This window comes from Butyrivibrio sp. YAB3001, assembly GCF_900112195.1.
GTDB lineage: Bacteria > Bacillota > Clostridia > Lachnospirales > Lachnospiraceae > Butyrivibrio.
In genome coordinates this window covers 545,053-567,541 of the sequence record NZ_FOKR01000002.1, presented here as the reverse complement: position 1 = coordinate 567,541, position 22,489 = coordinate 545,053, and the positions used below count along the sequence as shown (strand labels likewise).

The 22,489-nt window shown below is 39.0% G+C and carries 16 protein-coding genes; 15 read left to right on the top strand and 1 reads right to left on the bottom strand.

All coding sequences use genetic code 11. The features are described from left to right. The first annotated feature begins 33 nt into the window (after nucleotides 1-33). The 6 genes from pheT to BM086_RS02385 all read left to right on the top strand — a co-directional run bounded on the left by pheT (nucleotide 34) and on the right by BM086_RS02385 (nucleotide 8,502). The gene (pheT, locus tag BM086_RS02410; RefSeq protein WP_092322842.1) at nucleotides 34-2,454 is read left to right on the top strand and encodes a phenylalanine--tRNA ligase subunit beta; all 2,421 of its coding nucleotides are present in this window, start codon (nucleotides 34-36) and stop codon (nucleotides 2,452-2,454) included. A gap of 82 nt (nucleotides 2,455-2,536) precedes the next feature. Next, complete coding sequence (locus BM086_RS02405; protein WP_092322839.1) at nucleotides 2,537-4,042, top strand: aminopeptidase; 1,506 nt, start codon at nucleotides 2,537-2,539, stop codon at nucleotides 4,040-4,042. A gap of 472 nt (nucleotides 4,043-4,514) precedes the next feature. Then, complete coding sequence (locus BM086_RS02400; RefSeq protein ID WP_092322835.1) at nucleotides 4,515-6,086, top strand: ATP-binding protein; 1,572 nt, start codon at nucleotides 4,515-4,517, stop codon at nucleotides 6,084-6,086. A gap of 238 nt (nucleotides 6,087-6,324) precedes the next feature. Further along, nucleotides 6,325-7,116, top strand: a complete 792-nt coding sequence (locus tag BM086_RS02395) for a hypothetical protein (RefSeq protein ID WP_092322832.1) — start codon at nucleotides 6,325-6,327, stop codon at nucleotides 7,114-7,116. Nucleotides 7,117-7,369: 253 nt separating this feature from the next. Beyond that, nucleotides 7,370-7,945, top strand: coding sequence for a chromate transporter (locus tag BM086_RS02390; RefSeq protein WP_092322829.1), 576 nt, complete (start codon nucleotides 7,370-7,372; stop codon nucleotides 7,943-7,945). Further along, nucleotides 7,942-8,502 (top strand): chromate transporter, encoded by a 561-nt coding sequence (locus BM086_RS02385; protein WP_092322826.1) that lies wholly within the window; start codon nucleotides 7,942-7,944, stop codon nucleotides 8,500-8,502. Before BM086_RS02390 ends, BM086_RS02385 begins: the two co-directional genes overlap by 4 nt. Here BM086_RS02385 and BM086_RS02380 read toward each other — a convergent pair. Continuing rightward, nucleotides 8,492-9,031: a DUF402 domain-containing protein gene (locus BM086_RS02380; RefSeq protein ID WP_092322823.1), complete on the bottom strand. Its 540-nt coding sequence runs from the start codon at nucleotides 9,029-9,031 to the stop codon at nucleotides 8,492-8,494. The two genes, BM086_RS02385 and BM086_RS02380, sit on opposite strands and share 11 nt — an antisense overlap. A gap of 297 nt (nucleotides 9,032-9,328) precedes the next feature. Here BM086_RS02380 and pyk point away from each other — a divergent pair, with 297 nt between their 5' ends. The 9 genes from pyk to BM086_RS02335 all read left to right on the top strand — a co-directional run bounded on the left by pyk (nucleotide 9,329) and on the right by BM086_RS02335 (nucleotide 22,357). Next, the gene (pyk, locus tag BM086_RS02375) at nucleotides 9,329-10,324 is read left to right on the top strand and encodes a pyruvate kinase (protein ID WP_092322820.1); all 996 of its coding nucleotides are present in this window, start codon (nucleotides 9,329-9,331) and stop codon (nucleotides 10,322-10,324) included. A gap of 205 nt (nucleotides 10,325-10,529) precedes the next feature. Continuing rightward, complete coding sequence (locus BM086_RS02370; RefSeq protein WP_092322817.1) at nucleotides 10,530-11,333, top strand: Ig-like domain-containing protein; 804 nt, start codon at nucleotides 10,530-10,532, stop codon at nucleotides 11,331-11,333. 144 nt (nucleotides 11,334-11,477) lie between these two features. Continuing rightward, nucleotides 11,478-12,833 carry an MATE family efflux transporter gene (locus BM086_RS02365; protein ID WP_242952108.1) on the top strand — a complete coding sequence of 452 codons (1,356 nt, stop codon included), beginning with the start codon at nucleotides 11,478-11,480 and terminating at the stop codon, nucleotides 12,831-12,833. A gap of 207 nt (nucleotides 12,834-13,040) precedes the next feature. Continuing rightward, on the top strand, nucleotides 13,041-16,064 hold the full coding sequence (locus tag BM086_RS02360) for a glycosyl hydrolase 115 family protein (RefSeq protein WP_092322815.1): 3,024 nt from the start codon (nucleotides 13,041-13,043) through the stop codon (nucleotides 16,062-16,064). An 81-nt stretch (nucleotides 16,065-16,145) separates the two neighbouring features. Then, nucleotides 16,146-17,195, top strand: coding sequence for a tRNA preQ1(34) S-adenosylmethionine ribosyltransferase-isomerase QueA (queA, locus tag BM086_RS02355; RefSeq protein ID WP_092322812.1), 1,050 nt, complete (start codon nucleotides 16,146-16,148; stop codon nucleotides 17,193-17,195). 421 nt (nucleotides 17,196-17,616) lie between these two features. Beyond that, nucleotides 17,617-18,552: a cysteine synthase A gene (gene cysK, locus BM086_RS02350; protein ID WP_092322810.1), complete on the top strand. Its 936-nt coding sequence runs from the start codon at nucleotides 17,617-17,619 to the stop codon at nucleotides 18,550-18,552. 242 nt (nucleotides 18,553-18,794) lie between these two features. Further along, a complete protein-coding gene (locus tag BM086_RS02345; protein WP_092322807.1) occupies nucleotides 18,795-19,697 on the top strand; it encodes a LysR family transcriptional regulator in 903 nt (300 codons plus the stop codon). A gap of 156 nt (nucleotides 19,698-19,853) precedes the next feature. Next, complete coding sequence (locus BM086_RS02340; protein WP_092322804.1) at nucleotides 19,854-21,917, top strand: methyl-accepting chemotaxis protein; 2,064 nt, start codon at nucleotides 19,854-19,856, stop codon at nucleotides 21,915-21,917. 86 nt (nucleotides 21,918-22,003) lie between these two features. Next, nucleotides 22,004-22,357, top strand: coding sequence for a PilZ domain-containing protein (locus BM086_RS02335; protein WP_207650971.1), 354 nt, complete (start codon nucleotides 22,004-22,006; stop codon nucleotides 22,355-22,357). Nucleotides 22,358-22,489 lie beyond the last annotated feature (132 nt).

Here is a 22,489-nt window from a genome sequence, read left to right as displayed (position 1 = left end):
TTCATTGATTTCTAAAACCAGGAGGAAAATAAAATGTTAGTACCTTTAAGTTGGCTTAAAGATTTTGTTGATATAGATATTGAACCTAAAGAACTTGAGAAAAAGCTTTTCGACTGTGGATTTGAGGTTGAAGAGTGCTGGGAAGTCGGCAAGGATATTTCAAATGTTGTAGTCGGTGAAGTATTGACTTGTGAGGCCATTCCTGACACACATCTTCATGTTTGTACTGTAAATGCCGGTGAGCATGGTACTTTCCAGGTATGCTGCGGCGCAGATAATGTACAGGCTGGAGGTAAGTATCCACTTGCTCTTGTTGGCGCTACAGTTATCGAGACAGCCAAGGATCATGTAACAGTTGTTGGCGTTGCTACAATTAAAAAAGGTAAGCTTCGTGGCTATGAGTCAGAAGGTATGCTCTGCTCAGGTGTTGAACTTGGTGTTTCAGAAGATATGTATCCGGGCGCAGGCTATAACGGACTTCTTGTTTTCCCAGAAGATACAGAAGTTGGTATTGATGTAAAGCCGCTCCTTGGTCTTGATGAGTGGATCTTTGATGTTTCAATCACTGCTAACAGACCTGACTGTCAGAGTATTTATGGTCTTGCAAGAGAAGTAGCAGCAGCGCTTGATAAGCCATTAAAAGAGATTGACTTAAGCTATACAGAAACTGATGTGGAGAACGAAGGTTTTAGCGTAACTGTTGAAGACCCGGATCTTTGCCCAAGATATATCGGTCACTATGTTTATGATGTAAAGCTTTCAGAGAGCCCTCTCTGGATGAAGAGAAGACTTGCTCTTGTAGGCAATAATTCAATCAACAATATCGTTGATATCACAAACTACATCATGAGAGAACTTGGTCAGCCAATGCATGCTTTTGACGGCAACTTCCTTGAAGGAAACAAGATTGTCGTAAGACGTGCAAAACAGGGCGAAAAGATTGTTACTCTTGATGAGAATGAGTTTGAACTTACTACAGATAACCTTGTAATCTGCGATGGCGTTAAACCTGTAGCTCTTGCAGGTATCATGGGAGGTCTTAATTCTGAGATTCGTGATACCACAACAACAGTTACTTTTGAAGCAGCTAAGTTTATGCGTGACAATATCCGTAAGAGCTCAAGAGCGCTTGGTCAGTCTTCTGATTCATCAGCTGCTTTTGCCAAGGGTGTTTACGAATATACTACAGTTATTGCAATGAAGAGAGCGCTTCATCTTATTGAACAGCTTGGCGCAGGTAAGGTTTCCAGGACTCATGTTGATGTAAATACCGGAAACAACCTTGAGAAGAAGGAAATGAAGGCTTCAATCGCAAAGGTTAATGGTGTTCTTGGAATTGAAGTTCCTGAAAATGAGATCAAGAGAATCCTTACAAATCTTAATTTTGAACCTGAAATAAATGGAGATGAGCTTACAATCAAGATTCCTGCATATCGTGAAGATATGGAAGATTATCCTGACATCGCAGAAGAGCTTATCCGTATGTATGGCTACGAACATGTTCAGCCTACATTCCTTACAAATGCAAACGTAACAATGGGCGGAAGAAATCTTAGACAGAAGACTGAGCTTAGACTTAAGAGAGCTCTTTGTGCCCAGGGAGCATATGAATGTATGCACTATTCATTCTTCTCACCAAGTGACCTTGATCTTTTAAGATTTGAACAGGATGCACCTGAGAGGAATGCTATCAGAATTCTTAACCCTATCAATGAAGACCTTTCTTTGATGAGAACAACACTTGCTGCTCAGATGATTCAGGCAATTGCAAGAAACCAGAAGAAGGGAACTCTTGAGGGAAGATTATTTGAACTGGGAAACAGATTTGTTCCAAAGTCACTCCCACTTACTGATTATCCTGATGAGAAGGCAACTATCTGCATCGGTATTTTTGGTGAGGGAGAAGATATCTTTACCTTAAAGGGACTTACAGAGACTGTTGCAGATGCGCTTCATTTAAACTTCAAATATGAACCTGCAGAAAAGACATTCCTTCACCCTTACAGAGCTGCAAAGATCACATGTGAAGGTGAAGAGGTTGGTTATCTTGGACAGATTACATATGAGATCCAGGATGACACTGATATGAGAATTCCTGCTTACATCGCTGAGATTGATCTTTCTGTTCTTGAGAAGTGGTATGGAAAGACTCCTGTATATGAGCCTCTTTCAAAGTTTGCAACTGTTAAACGTGACCTTGCTCTTATCATGGATAAGACAGTAACCTGCGGAGAAGTTGAAGAAGCTATTTACGGCTCATGCAAGTATGTGACAGATGTTAAGCTCTTTGACGTTTATGAGGGACTTCCTATTCCTCCAACAAAGAAGAGCATGGCATTTACTATCACATTCACCCCTAAGGATGAAGAACTTACATTTGAAGCAGTAAATGGATATGTAGATAAGATGCTTAGAAAGCTCCAATTTACAATGGGAATTGAGATTAGATCCTGATAGTGTTACAATTTTTGATGTAATATCCAAGATTGTATGTAAATAGGCTGTTTAAGTATTTAATTGAAAGGAGAGTTAATTTATGAATAGAAAAAATGTCTGGACTGTTTATAATCAGACACAGCTTAAAGAAGTTGATAAGTTTGCTGAAGATTATAAGAACTTTCTTGATAATGCCAAGACAGAGCGCGAGGCAATCGATACAATCGTTAACGAGATTGAGGCAGCCGGCTACAGAGAGCTTAACACTCTTATCGGCGGCAAGACAAAGCTTAAGAAGGGTGATAAGGTTTACAGTGTCTGGATGAACAAGTGCATTGTTATGTTCCAGATGGGTTCTGAACCACTTGAGCAGGGCCTTAATATCCTTGGAGCACACATCGATTCTCCAAGAATTGATGTTAAGCAGAATCCTCTTTATGAAGATAGCGGTTTTGCTTATCTTGATACACATTATTATGGTGGAATCAAAAAGTACCAGTTTGTTGCAATGCCTCTTGCTATCCACGGCGTTGTTGTAAAAAAAGATGGCACAACAGTTCAGCTTAACGTAGGTGAGGATGAGGATGATCCTGTATTCTTCATTTCAGATCTTCTTATTCATCTTGCAGCAGAACAGCTTGATAAAAAGGCTGCTAAGGTAATCGAGGGTGAAGCTCTTGATCTTATCATCGGTCACAGACCTTTCGTTGTAGAAAGCGACAAGGAGAAGCCTGAAAAGGAAGATAAGGCTGCAAGCAAGCTTACAGATGGTCAGAAGTATGCTCTTAAAGCTGAAAAAGAAGAAAAGGCTGAAAGCGGAAAGGTTTCAGGCGCAGTTCGCCGTGGAATCCTTGCAATCTTAAATGATCTTTACGGATTTGAAGAGGAAGACTTTATCTCAGCAGAACTTGAGATTGTTCCTGCTGGTAAGGCAAGAGATGCCGGCTTTGACAGATCAATGATCCTTGGTTATGGCCATGATGACAGAGTATGTGCTTACCCTTCAATGAGAGCGCTTCTTGAAGTTAAGAACCTTAAGAGAACAGGCTGCTGCATCCTTGTTGATAAGGAAGAAATCGGCAGTGTCGGAGCAACAGGTATGCAGAGCAGATTCTTTGAGAATGCTGTTGCAGAGCTTATGAACCTTACAAAAGAAGGTTATAACGACCTTGCACTTAGAAGATGTCTTGCAAATTCCTGCATGCTCTCTTCAGACGTAAGTGCCGGCTACGATCCTACATATGCATCAGCATTTGAAAAGAAGAATGCTGCATTCCTTGGTGAAGGTCTTGTATTTAACAAGTTTACAGGCGCAAGAGGAAAGTCAGGCTCCAACGATGCAAACGCAGAGTTCATCGCAGAGATCAGACGTGCATTTGAAAAAGATGGCATTATCTACCAGACAGCAGAGCTTGGTAAGGTAGATGTTGGTGGCGGCGGAACAATCGCTTACATCCTTGCACTTTATGGCATGAATGTTATCGATTCCGGCGTAGCAGTTCTCAACATGCACGCTCCATGGGAAGCAATCTCCAAGGCTGACCTCTACGAGGCTAAGAGAGGATACGTTTCATTCCTTGAGAATATTGATTTTAGAAATGAATAATTGAGTATGAACCAAAAGGCTGTTGCATTATTGTTAATGTAGCAGCCTTTCCTTTACGACTTTTTACGCATTTATACGTATTTATACGCCTCGCAGCTAAGCTATCCATCCTGAAATGTTTGTTTTCGTCTGCGCGGTGATTTACTAAAGCTCTAAATCTAAGGAAGGTCTCCTCTCAGCGCTGTTCGAAACAGTCGACCTTCCTTAGATTTCTCGTTTTGTAAATCATCCTGCTCGTCCGAGAACTGCACATTTCTGAATGGATAGCTTCGCTGCGAGGCTGTGTATGAATGCTTATTTGCTGTTTATTTGCATGTGTTTACTCCTGAATCATTTTTTTACGAAATGCGCAGCGTAGTGCAATTTACTGTTTGAACAGTAACAATACTTCAAACAATGTAATTGTTTCTTGAAAGCCTTGTTGGTTCAAACTATAATTTTAGTTAGTTATTAGTGAAGAAGAGGGCTCATTATGCATAGAAAGCTTCCGATTGGAATACAGGCATTTGAAAAATTAAGAGAAGAGAGATTTGTCTATGTCGATAAGACAGAGTATGTATATACCATTGCTCATAGTAATGTTCCATATTTTCTTAGCAGACCAAGGAGATTTGGGAAAAGCTTACTGCTTTCAACTATGCAGGCATATTGGGAAGGAAAGAAGAATCTTTTTACCGGGTTAAGAATAGAAGAATTGGAAAAAGACAACGCGGATGCCTGGAAAACGTATCCTGTTTTCTACTTTGATTTTAATGGGCAGAATTATTTGGAAGAGAATGCGCTTGAGAAGACTCTGGATATTCATTTAAAACGTTGGGAAGAACAATACGACATCAGCGGAAAAGAGAAAGGCTTAGGTGAAAGATTTCAAGATTTATTATTAAAAGCACATGAGAAAACCGGGCTTCGCTGTGTTGTTCTGGTTGATGAGTATGATAAGCCACTGTTGGATGTTGTTGAAAATGAGGATATTCAGGAACACAATAAAGCTGTCTGTAAAGGCTTTTTCAGCACATTAAAAAGTTTTGACAATCACATTCAATCAGTATTTATCACTGGAGTTACGAAGTTTCATAAAGTAAGTATATTTAGTGACCTGAATCAGCTAAATGACATATCTTTGAATAAGCAGTTTGCCGGGATATGCGGACTAACTGATGATGAACTTGAAAACTTCTTTAAGTCCGAAATACAGGATTTAGCCGATAGTCAGGAACTGTCTTATGATGAGTGCAAGGAACAATTAAGGATTAAGTATGATGGTTACCATTTTTGCACTAATGGAGTAGCTGTCTATAATCCATTTAGTATACTGAAAGCTTTTGATGAAATGGATTTTGGTTCCTATTGGTTCGAAACAGGAACACCTACATTTTTGATAAAAAGACTGAAAAAGAGTGGCTTTGATGCCAGGAGGTTTACTGACAGAACAATTTATGCCAGTGAAAGCGCATTGAAAGATTATACAGAAGATAATCTTGACCAGATTCCGCTTCTGTATCAGACAGGATATTTATCAATTGCTGATTATGATAAAAAGGTTCGCGAATACACACTTGCTTTTCCAAATGAGGAAGTTAAGTATGGATTTTTAGAAAGCCTTATGCCAGAGTATGTTGGAAACTATGGTTCAAGTTCTGGACTTGATATCTTTACTTTCAGAAGATGCATTGAAGATGGTAATCTCGATAGAATCAGAGATATTTTGACAGGACTATTTGCGAATATTACATATACAGTTCAGGATGATCCTTTTGAGCATTATTTTCAGACGGTGATATATCTTGTTTTTACTTTACTTGGAAAGTTTACTGTTTGTGAAATGCATACTTTTACAGGAAGAATTGACTGTGTTGTACAGGCAAGCAAGTTTATTTATCTATTTGAGTTTAAACGTGATGATACTGCTGATAGTGCGCTTGTGCAGATAGAAGATAAAGAATATGATTTACCGTTCAAGGCTGATTCAAGGAAATTATATAAGATAGGCGTTTCTTTTGATTCTGGTAAAAGAAATATTTCTGAATGGAAAATTTTGGAGTGAAATAAGGAAAATATGTGCTTTACAAGAGTGGAAAGCAAGAATAAGGCTGCTTTTTCAAAAAATACTCTTTGTTAAATTAATATTTCAAATCATTGATTTTAAAGTGAAATAACACTTGCAAATTGATAAAAAATATTCGAATTAGTGTATTGTTGCGTAATGAAGGCAGTGATAAACTACACTTGCGCGCAGATAAAGTAGATAATTAGATTTACTTATGAATGAGAGGAAAAGCATAGTGAATAAGAAGATTTATAAAATTGTTTCATTACTTTTGTGTGTGGTTTTAGCATTTTGTGTAGCTCCTTCTGTAAAATCAGAGGCTGCAAATAAAAAGACATTAGAAAAGAAAACAGTATATTTAGCATCGAAAAATGGAAGTGTTAGTACAAGTGTAAGGGTAGACGGATTAACAAAAATCAGTAAGTTAAAAAGCTCAAATAAGAATGTACGTATCTATGGATATTCAACTTATAGTAATTCATCACAGTACTATTATGCTGATATTAATGGAAACTTTGTTCCATCAACTTATTCTGGCGGAAACAATAATAAGTATATAGATATCAATGCAACTTCTTTAAAACCAGGTTATGCTGAGATTTCTTTTACTTCAGGAAAGACCAACTATGTAGCACCAGTTACATTTTTAGGATATCAAAATCCTTTAGCAAGTTTAAAAATAACAAACGTTAGTGGCGGAAAGAATATGGCTAGTAAATTCGCTAACAGTAGTTATGTTTCTAATAGGTTTAAAGTAACAAAAGGTGGAGTAATCAAAGTTAATGCAACTGCTGCTAACGGATGGGAGATTACTTATATTAGCTTAAATAATAGGACTAATAATTCGAACGATAATTATTCAATATATCGCAACTATGCTAACGCTGTAACAAAAGCATCAGTTGCTCATCCTGAATATAATAATAAGAAAGATGGCTATGTTGGCATTACTTTAAGAAATAAGAAAAATGGCGGTACAATGCATATTGGCATGAACTTAGCTGGTACAGCATCTACTATAAAATAAATAGTATTATCCAAAAGGTCTGCTTCACATGTTGGGGCGGATCTTTTGTTATATATGGTGAGTATAGATTTTTTCCCTTGAAAGACCTCTGCATGGAATCTATAATCATAAATAGTTGTTAAAAACTGTAGCCTGTATAGACGTAAGCTACAGTTTTTTTATGGAACATATTGCATGAATTAGGCAGCGCTAGGTGCGAGAATGTTGCGAGGGATATTCTTTATGTGAATAAAAGAAATGGGATGGTACATTGATGAATATTTTACTTGAATTATTTTTGACGTTTGCGAAGATAGGCGCATTCACCTTTGGAGGCGGTTATGCGATGATTTCGCTTATTGAGAATACCTGTGTTGAAAAGAAAAAGTGGATCACCCACGAAGAACTTATGAATGTTACTGTGGTTGCTGAGTCTACACCGGGGCCAATAGCGATAAACTGTGCAACTTTCGTTGGCTATAAAAAGAAAGGGCTCCCTGGTGCAATTGCAGCAACCATAGGAGTGGTGCTTCCTTCTTTTTTGATAATATATCTGATTGCAATGTTTCTTAGTAATTTCCTGGAGATTTCATGGGTTTCATATGCATTTAAGGGTGTAAAGATAGCAGTAGGGATTCTTATTCTTGATGCGGGAATCAAGATGACTAAGAAGATAAAGAAAAAGCCTCTTACTATAGTTATCATGATTTGTGCCTTTGTGCTCATGCTGCTTGTGAACTTTGGAGTTACAAATGTATCCTCAATCACGATGATGCTTGTGGCTGCGCTTTTAAGTGTTTTATTCCATTTTATTGGTACTAAGACAGGGAAGGAGAAAGAAAATAAATGATATATCTTAATCTTTTTCTTGGATTTTTGAAAGTTGGACTTTTTTCTTTTGGCGGAGCGTATGGAGCAATACCACTTATAAGGGATGTGGTCAGGTATTACAGATGGATGGACGATGAGATGCTTACCTACATGATAGCGGTGAGTGAGAGCACGCCTGGGCCGATAATGGTTAATCTTGCAACTTTTGTTGGAAGTACAAAGGCGGGAATTCTTGGTGCATTGATTGCGACTGTTACTGTTGTAACTCCGGCATTTATCATCGTTATTCTGGTTATGGCAATCCTTAGTAAAGTGCTTGATAATCCGTATGTGCAGGCTGCTTTAAGGGGGCTTAAGCCTTGTATTATTGGTATAATTGTCGCGACAGGGGCGCACATGATATTGCAGAATTGTATAGGCGATATTCTGAATGCATCTGTTGATATGATAGCAATCATGATGACAGTTGTTCTTGCGTTTATTTATTATGCATCCAGAAAAGTTCTTAAAAGTGGATTATCACCTATTGGATTAATTGTAATTGCGGCAGTTGCCGGTATATACATTAATTCTTGAAAAGTGTTCTGTACTCGTAAAGTTTTTTTACCAAAAGATCCTGATTTGAGGTGAAAAATGATATTACTTCATTGGCAGTACGTATAGCCAGGTCATATTCTTCCTTTGTGATGATGCCTTCTGATAGCGCAGATTCCAGTTCATCATTGTCAATGGTATTAAGCGTGCCATCTCCCAGTTTTACTACGTCCAAAAACAAATCATAAAATGAAGCATCCCCATTTTCAGCAACTTCATTTTTGAGAGAAATATCTATGTACTGCTGGAATAATTCATTGTCATGAAACATAGCAGTTAATGCGTAATTACCGTTCTTGGGAACGAGTTCAAGCCATTCGTAGCCGTTGTCTGCGATGCAGATTTTGCCTTCGAGAGTATCAACAAGATCAGGGGCTTTGAGCCCTGTAAAAGTGATAAGTCCAATTACGCCATCAAAAAAGTCATCTTTGTGATAAATGCATGAAAAGTCACGGTCACTATCTGAGTACCATTCGCGTCTGTCTAAATGTTTCTTTTTGATTTCCAACATAGGTTTGCTCCTTTATACATGATTTCCAAGTTCAATATTTTAGCGGAATTAGCTATGTATGTGAAGTGGTAGGGCATGAATAAGTACATTCTTTTTCCTTATTCTTGAAAAGAGTAATATGAAAAATTTATAATTATATGATGAGGGGCAAATGTTAATAATGTGTTCCTGGGGTGAGCTGATAACGAGGAAACAGTAATCATATGAGTTCAAGCATGATAAACATTATGAATTTGTGGCATGCAAAACATGAGAAAGTAGCGTTTTAGCGAGTAGAAAAATTCCGAGGAAAAAAGTATGGTAGATATTTTTGGAACGTTGGGACCTTCATGTGAAGATCTTCAAATACTAAGCGATATGTTTAGGGCAGGAATGACCGGAATCAGGATTAATTTATCCCATGTGATGCTAAAGGATTGCATAGAAAGTATCTCAAGGATTAAGAAGGCAGCAGAAAAAAATAATATAGCTCCTATAATCCTCATAGATATGCAGGGACCGGAGCTGCGTATAGGAAAGTTTGAAAACTCCTATAATCTTAAAAATGGTAATACAGTTTACTTTGGCGAAGGTGGAATTCCGCTGGATAAAGAGATAGTTGCTCAGATAAATGTAGGGGATGAAATCCTTATTGATGACGGAAAAATTTTGGCTAGGGTATCTCAGACTGATGGTAAAAAGATATTAATGCAAATAGAGCGGGGTGGCGTTCTGACACAGAGAAAGAGCATCAAGATAGTGGGTAGGGATATAACAATGCCTGCACTTACTGATGATGATAAAGAAAATATCGGTCTTGCCAAAGAAGTTGGGATTACAGGAATCATGCAGCCTTTTGCAAGAAGCAGGGATGACCTTGAGCAGGTAAGAAAAGCTCTTTCTGAGAATGAATGTGAGAATATCAGAATCTATGCAAAGATTGAAAATAAAGCAGGAATAGATAATCTTGAGTCATTTATAGATTTGTGTGATGAGGTGATAATAGCAAGAGGAGATCTTGGCAACTGCATGCCGCTATGGGAACTTCCGCATATTCAGAAAACTATATCCAGAATATGCAATGAGCATAACAAGCCATTTATGGTAGTAACACAGATGCTTTCTTCCATGGAAAAAAGCGCTATTCCCACAAGGGCAGAAGTAAGTGACATTTACAATGCGGTTCTTGACGGAGCATCATCTGTTATGGTCACAGGTGAGACTGCTATCGGCGCGTATCCGGGTGATGTAATTAAATACTTATTTAATACAGCAAGGGAAGCGGGTAAACATCCGGAAGATGCGAGGTTTTGAGATAAATTAAGATGCACATTTCATTTACGAAGCAGGATTGGAATGTGTGAAAATAGTAGCTCGGGCGAGCTGATAGCGAGTGAACAGTAAAACAGTTCTTTTTATAAAGAAAGTGAAATGTAGTTGAATCCTGATTTAAGTTCTGTATAATAGTACTGATGAAAAAGGAAGGGGAGATGGAGGAAATCCATCACAAAGGTGTACTATGAAAAAGAAATTATCACTACTACTGGCAATTATGCTCTGCATCACTATGCTTTTACCATTTAGTGCTGTTACTGCAAATGCGGCGCAGAAAGCTACAATCAAGCTCAACAAGAGCGCATTATCGATTTCACTTGCTAAGACTTATACTTTAAAAGCTACAGTAACAGGCAAGAGTCAGACAGTCACATGGACTACAAGCAACAAGAATGTAGTTAAGGTTACAAAGAAAGGCGTTGTTAAGCCTGTAAATGTAGGACGTGCAGTTATCACAGCTACTGCAAATGGTAAAAAAGCTACATGTGTTGTTACTGTATACAGCGCAGATGTACGTCTCAACGATTTCAGGGGTGAGAGCAGTATCAATAAAATAACAATGGGAACACCATATATTGATAACTACTCATATCTTGCAGCTGGCAGTTATACAGCATACTTTGATTATTATCAGCATCAGGCCGGACAGTATAATGTGGCAAAAGCTGAAGTAATCAAGACTTTGAGAGGCATTACACTGGGAGCAACCAAGAAAGATGTAATTGTTGCATATGGTAATGGCACAGAAGAAAAGTTTGATAAGACTACAGATAAGATTTATATGATTCAGAGTCAGTCTTTTGGAAAAGAGTATTTTAACGGTACTAAGACACTTAAGAATGCAAAGTCTGTTCTCGTTTATACATATGGCAACAATACAAGCTATGCAATGAGATTTTACTTTGATAAGAACGATAAGCTGATATCAATAGTTTATACAAAGAACTACAGCTCATTTAACGGCTACGGCAATTGGAATCATTATTGATATGATAATCAAGGCTCGTTTCATCTATTAGGTGAAGCGGGCTTTTTTCTTTATGAAAAAATAATATTGCCTAAGTTATGATTTATGGTATAAATAAATGATGAGTTTTGGTCAAATTTAATTGTGCTTATGGTAGGTGAAAAAATGGCAGATATCAAGAAACGTGAAACAGCGATGCTCAATATGACAGAGGGAAGACCTGTTTCTTTGATAATACAGTTTTCTATTCCGATGCTGATAGGAAATCTGTTCCAGCAGCTTTATAATCTTGTGGATTCTGTTATTGTAGGTCAGTTTGTGGGAGCGGATGCGCTTGCTGCAATTGGAGCTACGGGATCAGTTACTTTCTTGTTTTTTGCTTTGTGTAATGGAATTGGAAGTGGCGGTGGAATCATAACGTCGCAGTTTTTTGGAAAAGGAAATGTTTCTGAGATAAAGAGCTGTATAGTTAATACCGGATACATAATGATGGTATTTCCTGTTATAGTCGGATTTATTGCATTTTTACTATCTGCACCGGTTCTTGGTATGTTGAGCACACCGTCGGAGATCATGGCAGATGCCGTTGCCTATATGAGAATCATGTGCGTAGGAATTGTTTTTGTATCTCTTTATAACTATGCATCATCAATGCTTAGAGCCCTTGGGGATTCAAAGACGCCGCTGTATTTCCTTATCTTTTCATGTATTCTCAATACTGTTTTAGACATAATATTTGTATGCGTGCTTCACATGAGCGTTGCAGGCGCGGGAATTGCTACAGTTATAGCACAGCTTGTTTCCGGTATCAGTTGTCTTTTTTATGCAATTAAGAAAAATGAATATTTCCATATGCAAAAAGAGGACCTTAAGTTTGATACAAATATTTCAGTTAAGATTTTAAAACTGGGTGTTCCGCTTTCACTTCAGTTTTCGCTGATCGCAATCTCGTGCATGGCGTTACAGAGAGTTGTTAACTCGTTTGGAAAAGTGGCAGTTGCAGCATTTACCGCAACCAGCAGGATAGAGCAGATCATACACCAGCCATACCAGACGCTGGGAGCTGCACTTTCAACATTTACAGGTCAGAACTATGGCGCAAGAAAGAATGACAGAATCATTACAGGCTATAGAAAGAGCCTTTTACTCATGGCAATATTCTCAGCGCTGATGCTTCCAATCATGCAGCTATTTGGAGAAGGAATAATAAGGATTTTCGTTGAGGATGAGGATGTTATCCAGATGGGTGCCATGGCACTTAGAATTACGAGCTTTTTCTATGTGATGCTTGGAGTTATCTATGTTGTAAGAGGCGTGCTTAACGGACTTGGAGATTCGTTCTTTGCACTATTAAATGGTATTGTTGAAGTAATCGGCAGATTTATTGTGCCGATACTATTGACTAAGATTCCGGCGATAGGACTGTGGGGAATCTGGTGGTCAGTAGGCATTGTATGGGCTATAAGCGGCGTGACCGCATGGATGAGATATGTAAGTTTCAAGAAAAAGACACTATTATGATCTTCGAATAGTACATAGGGTTGTGGTAGCACGTTATGCGAAACAAGACGTGACATCATTGATATATTTGAGTATAAAAAAGCAAACATTAAGTAGATATGTGTTTGCTTTTTTTTATACACTTTTTTAGTGTGGTGAACTTAAGGTACTGCTACAGAATAGATGTATTAATTGACAGTTCCATAAATCGGAGAGAGGTAAAATATTATGAATAGTTTTGTTGTCTGCGATGGGAAAAGCAGCACGGATTTTTTTGTTGAAGATAGCGCATTTGAAGGCGTTAAGGAAATCGCCAAAACAGTTGCGGAGGACATAAAGCTTGTCACAGATGTTCTTCCGGGACAGGTTTCTGACCTTGGAAAAATTAGTCCTGAAACTGTAGTAATTGCAGCTACACTTGGCAGAAGCCCGCTTATTGATGCATTAAGCGATAATGGAATAATTGATGTTTCAGACATTTCAGGGAAAAGAGAAGTCTTTTTGATGCAGATTCTTGATTTGGAACAATTGAAGAACAATGCAGATACTAAAGATTCTGCCCAAAATACATACAGTGTTTCTTTTGGAAGCGCAAAGAAAGCACTAATTATCCTTGGAAGTGATAAGCGCGGTACAATCTACGGCTTATTCAAGTTATCTGAACTTTGCGGAGTTTCACCGCTTGTTTATTTCGGAGATGCTTATCCAGTAAAGAAAAATACTCTTGAGATAACACTTGGAAATGCATCAGATAGATTTGTATCAAAAGAGCCTTCAGTATATTACAGAGGATTTTTCATAAATGATGAATGGCCTGCATTTGGTAACTGGGCTACAGAGCAGTTTGGCGGAGTTAATGCAAAGTGCTATAAAAAAGTATTTGAACTTCTTCTTAGATTAAAGGGAAACTATTTCTGGCCGGCCATGTGGAATTCTTCTTTTTCTGAAGAGGGTCCCGGAATTGAAAATGCCAGACTTGCAGATATGTACGGCGTTGTCATGGGAACTTCTCATCATGAGCCTTTGTGCAGAGCAGGAAATGAGTGGCAGAATCAGTTCAAGAAATATGGCGATGATAATTCCTGGAGCTTTATAACAAACGATAAAGCAATCACAAAGTTCTGGGAAGACGGAGTCATTAGAAATAAAGAGTTTGAAAATGTTTATACGATCGGTATGAGAGGCGAAGCAGATAGTAAGCTCCTTCCTGAAGATGCTACCATGAAAGACAATATAGAAGTGGTCAAAAAAGCTATTTTGGCCCAGGATGAAATTCTGAAAAAATACATTTCAGATGATCTTACTAAAGTGCCGAGAATGCTTGCAATCTACAAAGAGGTTGAGGACTATTACTATGGTGATGAAACCTGCGAAGGACTTAAGGACTGGGATGAGTTAAAAGATACTATTTTTCTTTTAAGTGATGACAATCATGGGAATCTTCGAAATCTCCCTACAGAGGCAGAGAGAAAGCATCCCGGCGGCTTTGGAATGTACTATCATTTCGACTACCATGGCGCTCCTATCAGTTATGAGTGGACTAACTGTAACCGTCTTACCAAGACATGGGAGCAGATGAGCCAGGCTTATGAAGCAGGCGTGACTAAGATGTGGATTGTCAACGTTGGTGACCTCAAGGAGATGGAATATCCACTTAGTTTCTTCATGGAACTGGCATATGATTTCGAGAACTGGGGCGGCAAGAATGGTCTTAACAGAGTAAAAAAATTTGCATATAAGTGGATAGATACTCAGTTTGCGGATAAGGTTTCTGCCCAGCAGAAGGATATGATATTTAAAGTGCTTCAGGGGTACACAAAGTGGAATGCGATAAGAACTCCTGAAACCATGAATGATACAATTTATAACCCTGTTCATTTCAGAGAAGGTGAAAGAGTTTTAGCAGAAGTAAGGGATGTTCTTGATACTGCAGAGAAGCTAAAAAAAGAACTTTCGGGAGACGCTCTTTTGACATATCAGAGCGTTATCTACTATGCTGCAGCAGCCTCCCTAAATATGGTGATTGCATGGATACTGACCGGATTTAACCATATGCTTGCTGCAAAAGGCGCAGTTTTTGGAGGCTATCTCACTGATGAGATTGAGGCTAGAATCGAGTATGATCAGAGGCTGATAGATGAATTTAACAAGATTGCTGATGGCAAGTGGAATCATTGCCTTAGCTCAGCCCACACAGGCTTTAGAAGCTGGGATGACCGCGAATGGTTCTATCCTGTAACCTGCAAAGTGACTCCTACTACAGCGGCCAAGGCGTTGGTGTCCTTCAGAGGAAGCGATAGATATCACCTCGGTGCATATTGGCAGGATATGGCTCCAATTGTCAATTGCGATTTTATGAAAAAAGATACTGACCTTGTTTTACTTGATATTGATGCAAGGGGAAAAGTTCCATTTGATTATGAAGTGACTTTTGAAGACGATTTGTTATCCTGTGAAAATGCAAAAGGCAGAGTGGAACTTATGAATGAGCTCCCATGCGCTTTTACAGGCGGACTTTGCGGAAAGGACTATTTTGGCAAAGATAGCTTAAGTCACTATGGAAGAAGAACTGTTGCAATAGCGCTTAATGAAAAGAGCAGCAAGAAGTCCGGAGAATTTGAAGTAAGAGGCAGAGTAAATATTTCTTTTGACAATGGACAGAAAACTTATGTTGACCTGGTAGTTAAGGGAATTGCAGGAGTTTCTGAGACTGGTGATGACAGCGCAGAAATATGCAAAGATGTACCATTTGTTTGCTTTAAAGCGGACAAATTTGTAGAGAATAAAAAAGAAGGTGGCAATGGATTTGAAGTTGTAGATTTCCTTGGCAGAGAGGGCAGCGCTATTAAGGCATTTCCTTCAATGGCAAGCTATGAAGACAGTAAAGAGGCTCCATCAGTTACTTACAAGGTAAACGTCTCAGAAGATGGAGAATATGATGTGATTTTCTACCTTCTTACAAGAAATCCATCCTACAAGGGTGGAAGAATGAAGTTTTCTGCATCAGTAAATGATAAGGACGCACAGACTATCTACTCAGTATCAGATCACTATTACACAGAGTGGCAGGATACAGACTGGGCTCAGGGTGTGCTTACAGGTGCTCGTCAGGTGGAGGCTTCCTTTGAGTTGAATAAAGGAGAAAATGAACTTCATATCTTTGCAGGTGACCCGGGAGTGATCCTTGAGAAGATAGTAGTCAAGAAAAAGAACTATACACTTCCTGTAAGCTATCTTGGTCCGGAAGAATAAAAATAAGTTTAAAAATGTCGAAAGTCGTGGTAGTATATTGTAGCATTTGTTAACATTTGATTTTTTAGAAAGAAGTAAGAAATGAACGAAATACAGGAAATTGGGCTTTCGACAGCCGATTATTATTTTGACCTTCCTAAGGAACTTATAGCACAGGATCCTATGGAAAAAAGAGATGAATGCAGGCTTCTTGTTATGGACAAGGAGAGTGGCAAAGTTGAACACCATGTTTTTAATGAGATCATAAACTACCTTGAACCCGGGGATTGTCTTGTGCTTAATAATACCAAGGTTATTCCCGCAAGGCTTCTTGGCGTCAAGGAAGAAACTGGCGCCGCTGTTGAGATTCTTTTGCTTAAGAGAAAAGAAGCAGACGTATGGGAGACACTTGTTAAGCCGGGAAAAAAGCTACGTCCTGGCGCAAGAGTTTCTTTTGGCGATGGGATACTAAAGGCCGAGATCATGGACATAGTAGATGAGGGAAACAGACTTGTAAAGTTCTACTATGACGGAATCTGGGAAGAAGTTTTGGATAAGCTCGGTGAGATGCCGCTTCCTCCATACATTACGCACAAACTTCAGGATAAAAATATGTATCAGACAGTTTATGCTAAATATGAAGGCTCCGCAGCTGCTCCTACAGCAGGACTTCATTTCACAGATGACCTCCTTGAGAAGATTAAGGAAAAAGGTGTGGATATGGCCTTTGTCACACTCCACGTAGGACTTGGTACTTTCAGACCTGTAAAGGTAACCAATGTCAAGGAACACCATATGCACACTGAGTGGTATCAGGTAACTGCAGAGGCAGCAGAGAAGATAAACAAGGCTAAGGCAGAAGGCCACAGAGTCATCTGTGTAGGAACAACCAGCTGCCGCACAATTGAGAGCGCAGCGTCAGAAGATGGCAAGCTTTCAGCATGCAGCGGTGATACCTCTATCTTCATATATCCCGGTTACAAATTTAAACTCATGGACGGTCTTATCACAAACTTCCACCTTCCTGAGTCAACACTTGTAATGCTCGTGTCAGCATTTGCAGGAAGAGAACACGTCCTCAACGCCTACGAAGAAGCAATCAGAGAAAAGTACAGATTCTTCTCATTCGGAGATGCGTGCTTCTTTAAATAAAATGAATTCCGCTGTTTTTCATTACGCCCCGCCACAAGGTATCCATTAGGAAATGTTTGTTTACGTCTGCGGTGTGATTTTCTAAGATTCATAAATGAAGCGAGCTCTCCTCTCAGCGCTGTTCGTAACAGTCGAGCTCGCTTCATTTTTTCATCTTGAAAATCAACATCCTCGTCCGAGAACTGCACATTCCCAAACGGACACCTTGTGGCGGGGCTGTTTATGAAAAGGGCAGTAGAGTTTTAGTAAAACACCGCGCAGACGAACACAAACATTTCTGAATTCCGGTGAATGTGCGGATTGGCAACTGCTTCATGCTTATAACCAACTGTTATCACTTCCTATAATGTTTGTTTAATTCCCAAAAGGGTATCACGGTGATAATATAAGTTCATCAGATAAAACACGGGAGGGATTACAGATGGCAGACATCAAAGAAAGCGCATTAGAATTGATTGGTGGGACACCACTTCTTAAACTGAATGGATACAGCAAAAAGGCAGGAGTTACAAATGCAACATTACTTGCAAAACTTGAATATTTAAATCCTGCAGGTTCAGTAAAGGACAGAGTTGCTCTTAGCATGATCGAGGATGCAGAAAAGAGCGGAAAATTAAAACCTGGAGCAACAATCATTGAGCCAACAAGTGGTAATACAGGAATTGGACTTGCAGCAGTTGCAGCAGCTAAGGGCTACAGAGCAATCCTTACACTTCCTGATACAATGAGTGTTGAGAGAAGAAATCTTCTAAAAGCATATGGCGCAGAGATTGTTCTTACAGAAGGCGCCAAGGGCATGAAGGGAGCCATTGCAAAGGCTGAGGAACTTGAAAAAGAAATCGAAGGTTCTATCATCCTTGGACAGTTTGTAAACCCAGCAAACCCTGCAATTCACAAAGCTACAACAGGCCCTGAAATCTGGAAGCAGACAGACGGAAAAGTTGATATATTCGTAGCAGGTGTTGGCACAGGCGGAACTGTTACAGGTGTAGGTGAGTATCTAAAAGAGCAGAATCCAAATGTTAAGGTTGTTGCTGTTGAGCCTGCAACAAGCCCTGTTCTTTCAAAAGGCGAAGCAGGTCCTCATAAGATTCAGGGTATCGGAGCAGGATTTGTACCTGAAACTCTTAACACCAAGATATACGACGAAGTAATCGCAATAGCTAATGAAGATGCTTTTGAAGAAGGAAAGAGATTCGCGGTTTCAGAGGGAATACTTGTAGGAATTTCATCCGGCGCAGCGCTTAAGGCTGCAGCTATTTTAGCAGAGAGAGAAGAGAATAAGGGTAAGAACATCGTAGTTCTTTTACCTGATTCCGGAGACAGATATCTGTCAACACCACTATTTGCAGGTTGATTATAAATTTTGCCATAATATGCCATAAAAATTTGCCGACTAATAACCATAATTAAATGCCATGTTTTAAATTCCTTTACTCATTTGTAAAAGAAAATTTGCCATTAAAAGCCCCAAAGCTCATTTGCCTGGGGCTTTTTTGCTGGGTTTTGTGCGTTTTTGATAAAATATACGCTTTCATACTTTAGAGCAATGTAGTAATATATCATGTGTAAAAACTATTTGTTGGGAGATTTTTATTCATGACTATATTACAGCTTAAGTATGTTATTGCAATCGATGAAGAATGCTCTATGCGTAAGGCGGCGGACAGACTATATGTTTCACAGCCGGGACTTTCAAGCGCAGTGAGAGATTTGGAGAATGAGATAGGAATACAGATTTTTGAAAGAGTCCACAACGGAGTTGTCACAACTAGCGCTGGAGCATCTTTTATCGCTTATGCAAGGCACGCAGTTGAACAGTTCGAGAAAGTGGAAGATAAGTATCTTAATTCCAGGTCGGAGAAACTTACTTTTTCCGTGTCCATGCAGCATTACACCATTGCAGTTAATGCATTTATTGATACGGTAAGAGAATATGATAGCGACGAATATCAGTTTTCAATCTGCGAGACTCAGACAAGCGAAGTAATTGACGATGTTAAAAACATGAAGAGTGAGGTCGGAGTTATAGCTCTTAGTGAGTTTAACAAGAATACCTTTAAAAAGATATTTAAAGACGCTTCGCTTGAGTTTCATGAGCTTTTTGCCCGTGATACCTATGTCTATTTAAGAAAAGACCATCCTCTTGCAGACAGGCAGGAACTTTCTCTTGAAGACCTTCAGGATTATCCTTGTATGGTATTTGATCAGGGAGATAATACTTCTTTTTATTATAGAGAAGAGGCGCTTGCTACTTACGATTACAAAAAAGTGATAAGCACGAATGAGCGAGCTACATCCATTGAACTTATGCTTGGTCTTGATGGATATGCTGTTGGCGCAGCTATGCTGGGGAACAGCCTTAATTCATCACAGATTCACGCTGTTAAGCTCAAGGAAGAGGAGCCTCTTACATTTGGTTATATTGTGCGTAAGAATGCAGCATTAAGTGATATGGCAAAGACCTATATTGAAAAGCTGAAACTTCAGGGGAAAAATTGATTGTTGTAGGTCGCTTTTTTTATGTAAAAGTGAATTTATCAATGTTTTTGCGTTATTTTATCCTTTTAAAATAGAACATTAATAATTGTTTTATTTTTGTTTTGTATAATCTTCTCGTGGTATACACATTTTTTTACCTGATTATAGGAGGTAATTATGGATGCAAATGCTGGAGAAGTAAAAGGAAAATCAAAAGTAGGACCAACTAAAGCGATAAGTGCCAAGATTCTGATTCTTTTTGTGGCACTGCTTATGATAAGCATCATAATTGCTGAGGTACTTGTTTTTGCGCTTGGATTTTCAATGGTCAAGGATCTTATCGATACTTCCCTTAGTAATGAAGTAATTGCTGATTCGGGAAGCGTAAACAGAGATCTTCTTTCAACGTTCTATTATTTAAATGGTGTTGCTGATGCTCTGGAACAGAACAACTATGCTGATAATGACTCCATTATGGAATATATGAAAGGGACAGTTGGAAGATATGACCTGATTCCTACAGGCGCGTATCTTGGTCTTAATGATGGAACATTTATATATCCGGCTCAGCCCGATTTCACAATAGAAAATGTAACGCAAAATGTCTGGTATGTTGAGGCTATGGGTTATACAAACAGCTGGTTCTATTATTACGATCAGCCATATTTTGATGATGTTACAGGAGATCTTTGTGCAACCGTTATCAGACATGTACATCTACAGGATGGCAGAGAAGGATGCTTTGCAGCAGACCTTATGCTTGCAAATGCTCAGGAAAAATTAAATGGTGTGCAGCTTTACAAGTCTGGCGGAGCAATGATGGTTACTGCTGCCGGACAGATTCTTACTTACAGAGAGGATTCCAGTGTTGCAGGACATAACCTTTCAGAATATGCGGATAGTGATCCATTCCTTGCTGCTATTTCCGGATTCCTGGCAGATGAACTTAATAAAGAAGAAAGCGTTGTAACTGATGTAAGAGTTGGCAAGATGAAGTATTACATGATCTCTGCAAAAGTTAGCGGAACTGATTGGAGAGTAATCATCTATGCTAAGCAGGGAGAAGTTCTTGCAGCGCTTCAGAAGATAGTTATTATCCTTATGATTGTAACTGTTGTTTCGGCTGTTGTTGTTATTCTTATTATGACGCAGGTTCTTTATACAATGATCAAAAAACCTGTTACGTCGCTTACTGATAACATTGAAAAGATATCCGGTGGTGACTTCACCGTTGAGATTGAGTCAAAGGGTAATGATGAGATAGCATTCATGAACAAAGCTATGGGCGAGTTTGTGAGTGGCATGAAATCATCACTTACTGAGATTAAGGATGTATCCGGAAGGCTTCTTGATGACGCAAGAAATTCCAAGAATACAGCTGAAGATCTTGAAGGTGCAGCTAATAACCAGTCCGCAAGCATGAGCCAGATACGTGAAAATATTGAACACATGGCAGATGCGGTTAATGAAGTTGCTGAAAATGCGACAGTTCTTGCAACTACTGTTGCAAATGTAACTGAGCAGGAACAGCAGGTTGAGAATACAATGAATGAGCTTGTTAATAAGGCAGATAGCGGTCAGCAGGATATGGCTTCTGTAGCAAGCGGAATGAATGATATAGTAGAGTCAATGAAAGATATGGCAGATGCGGTTAGCAGCGTTGATGAAGCCGCAGATAAGATCACACAGATCATCGATCTTATCAATTCTATTTCTTCTCAGACCAACCTCCTTTCCCTTAATGCATCCATTGAGGCTGCAAGAGCAGGTGAAGCCGGAAAAGGCTTTGCGGTTGTTGCTTCGGAAATCGGAGCCCTTGCTCAGAATTCAGCAAATGCAACAAATCAGATTGCTGAGATCATCAAGGAAATGTCTGCGAGAGTACAGCAGCTTTCAGAAAAATCAGAATCAAATACTGCTCTTATCAATAACAGCGCAGAGTCAGTAAATACAGCAGCTGCTACATTCAAGGAAATCACAATTCAGCTTTCAGAAGCTAATGAGACATTGTCTGTAATGGCAGAGCAGATCCAGAAGGTTAATGACGTTGCTACAAATATGGCATCAGTTTCAGAACAGCAGTCAGCATCAACTCAGGAAATTGCTGAGAATGTTGAGCGCGTTACAGAAGCTGCCAAAGGCGTTGCTTCCTCCTCAGAACTTGTTGCAAATGCTGCTTCCTCAGTATCTGACGCGGTTGATACAATTAACGATAACCTTCAGAGGTTCATAATCCAGTAAGTTAGCATAGCTATGCACTTGATGAAAAAAAGTATTTATTTTATCATATTAATGAGTGATAATATATTCTTCGATTAATGGGGGAAATGATGGAAGATAAGAGAAAACACAAAAGGCTTGAACTTACAGGCGAGATCTTGATCAAGGAACTTGGCGGAAGTGGAAATCATGAGGCTGTTGATATCAAGATCACTGATTGTTCAAGAGATGGTATTGGATTTAGCACGACAGAAGCTCTTACGATAGGCAGTAACTATGAAGCTAATCTCACACTTTGGAATAAGGACAAAATAAATGTCTTTATCCAGATAGTAAGAGCTGTTAAAGATGGTGATATGTATCACTACGGCGGAATATTCATAGGAATGCCGGACGACGTCCAGATGAGAATCCAGGTTTACGAAACCGTATCAGATGAGCTAGCTCATCAGGGAAAATAGTTATAAAGTTTCTGAGAGATAAAAACGGGCTTTCGCACGAATTTGAAAATGAGTGCGAGGCCCCTTTTACATGTCTGTAAGTATGGATTTTCTAATATTTTAACTGGGCAGAATGAAATAAAAAAATCAGCC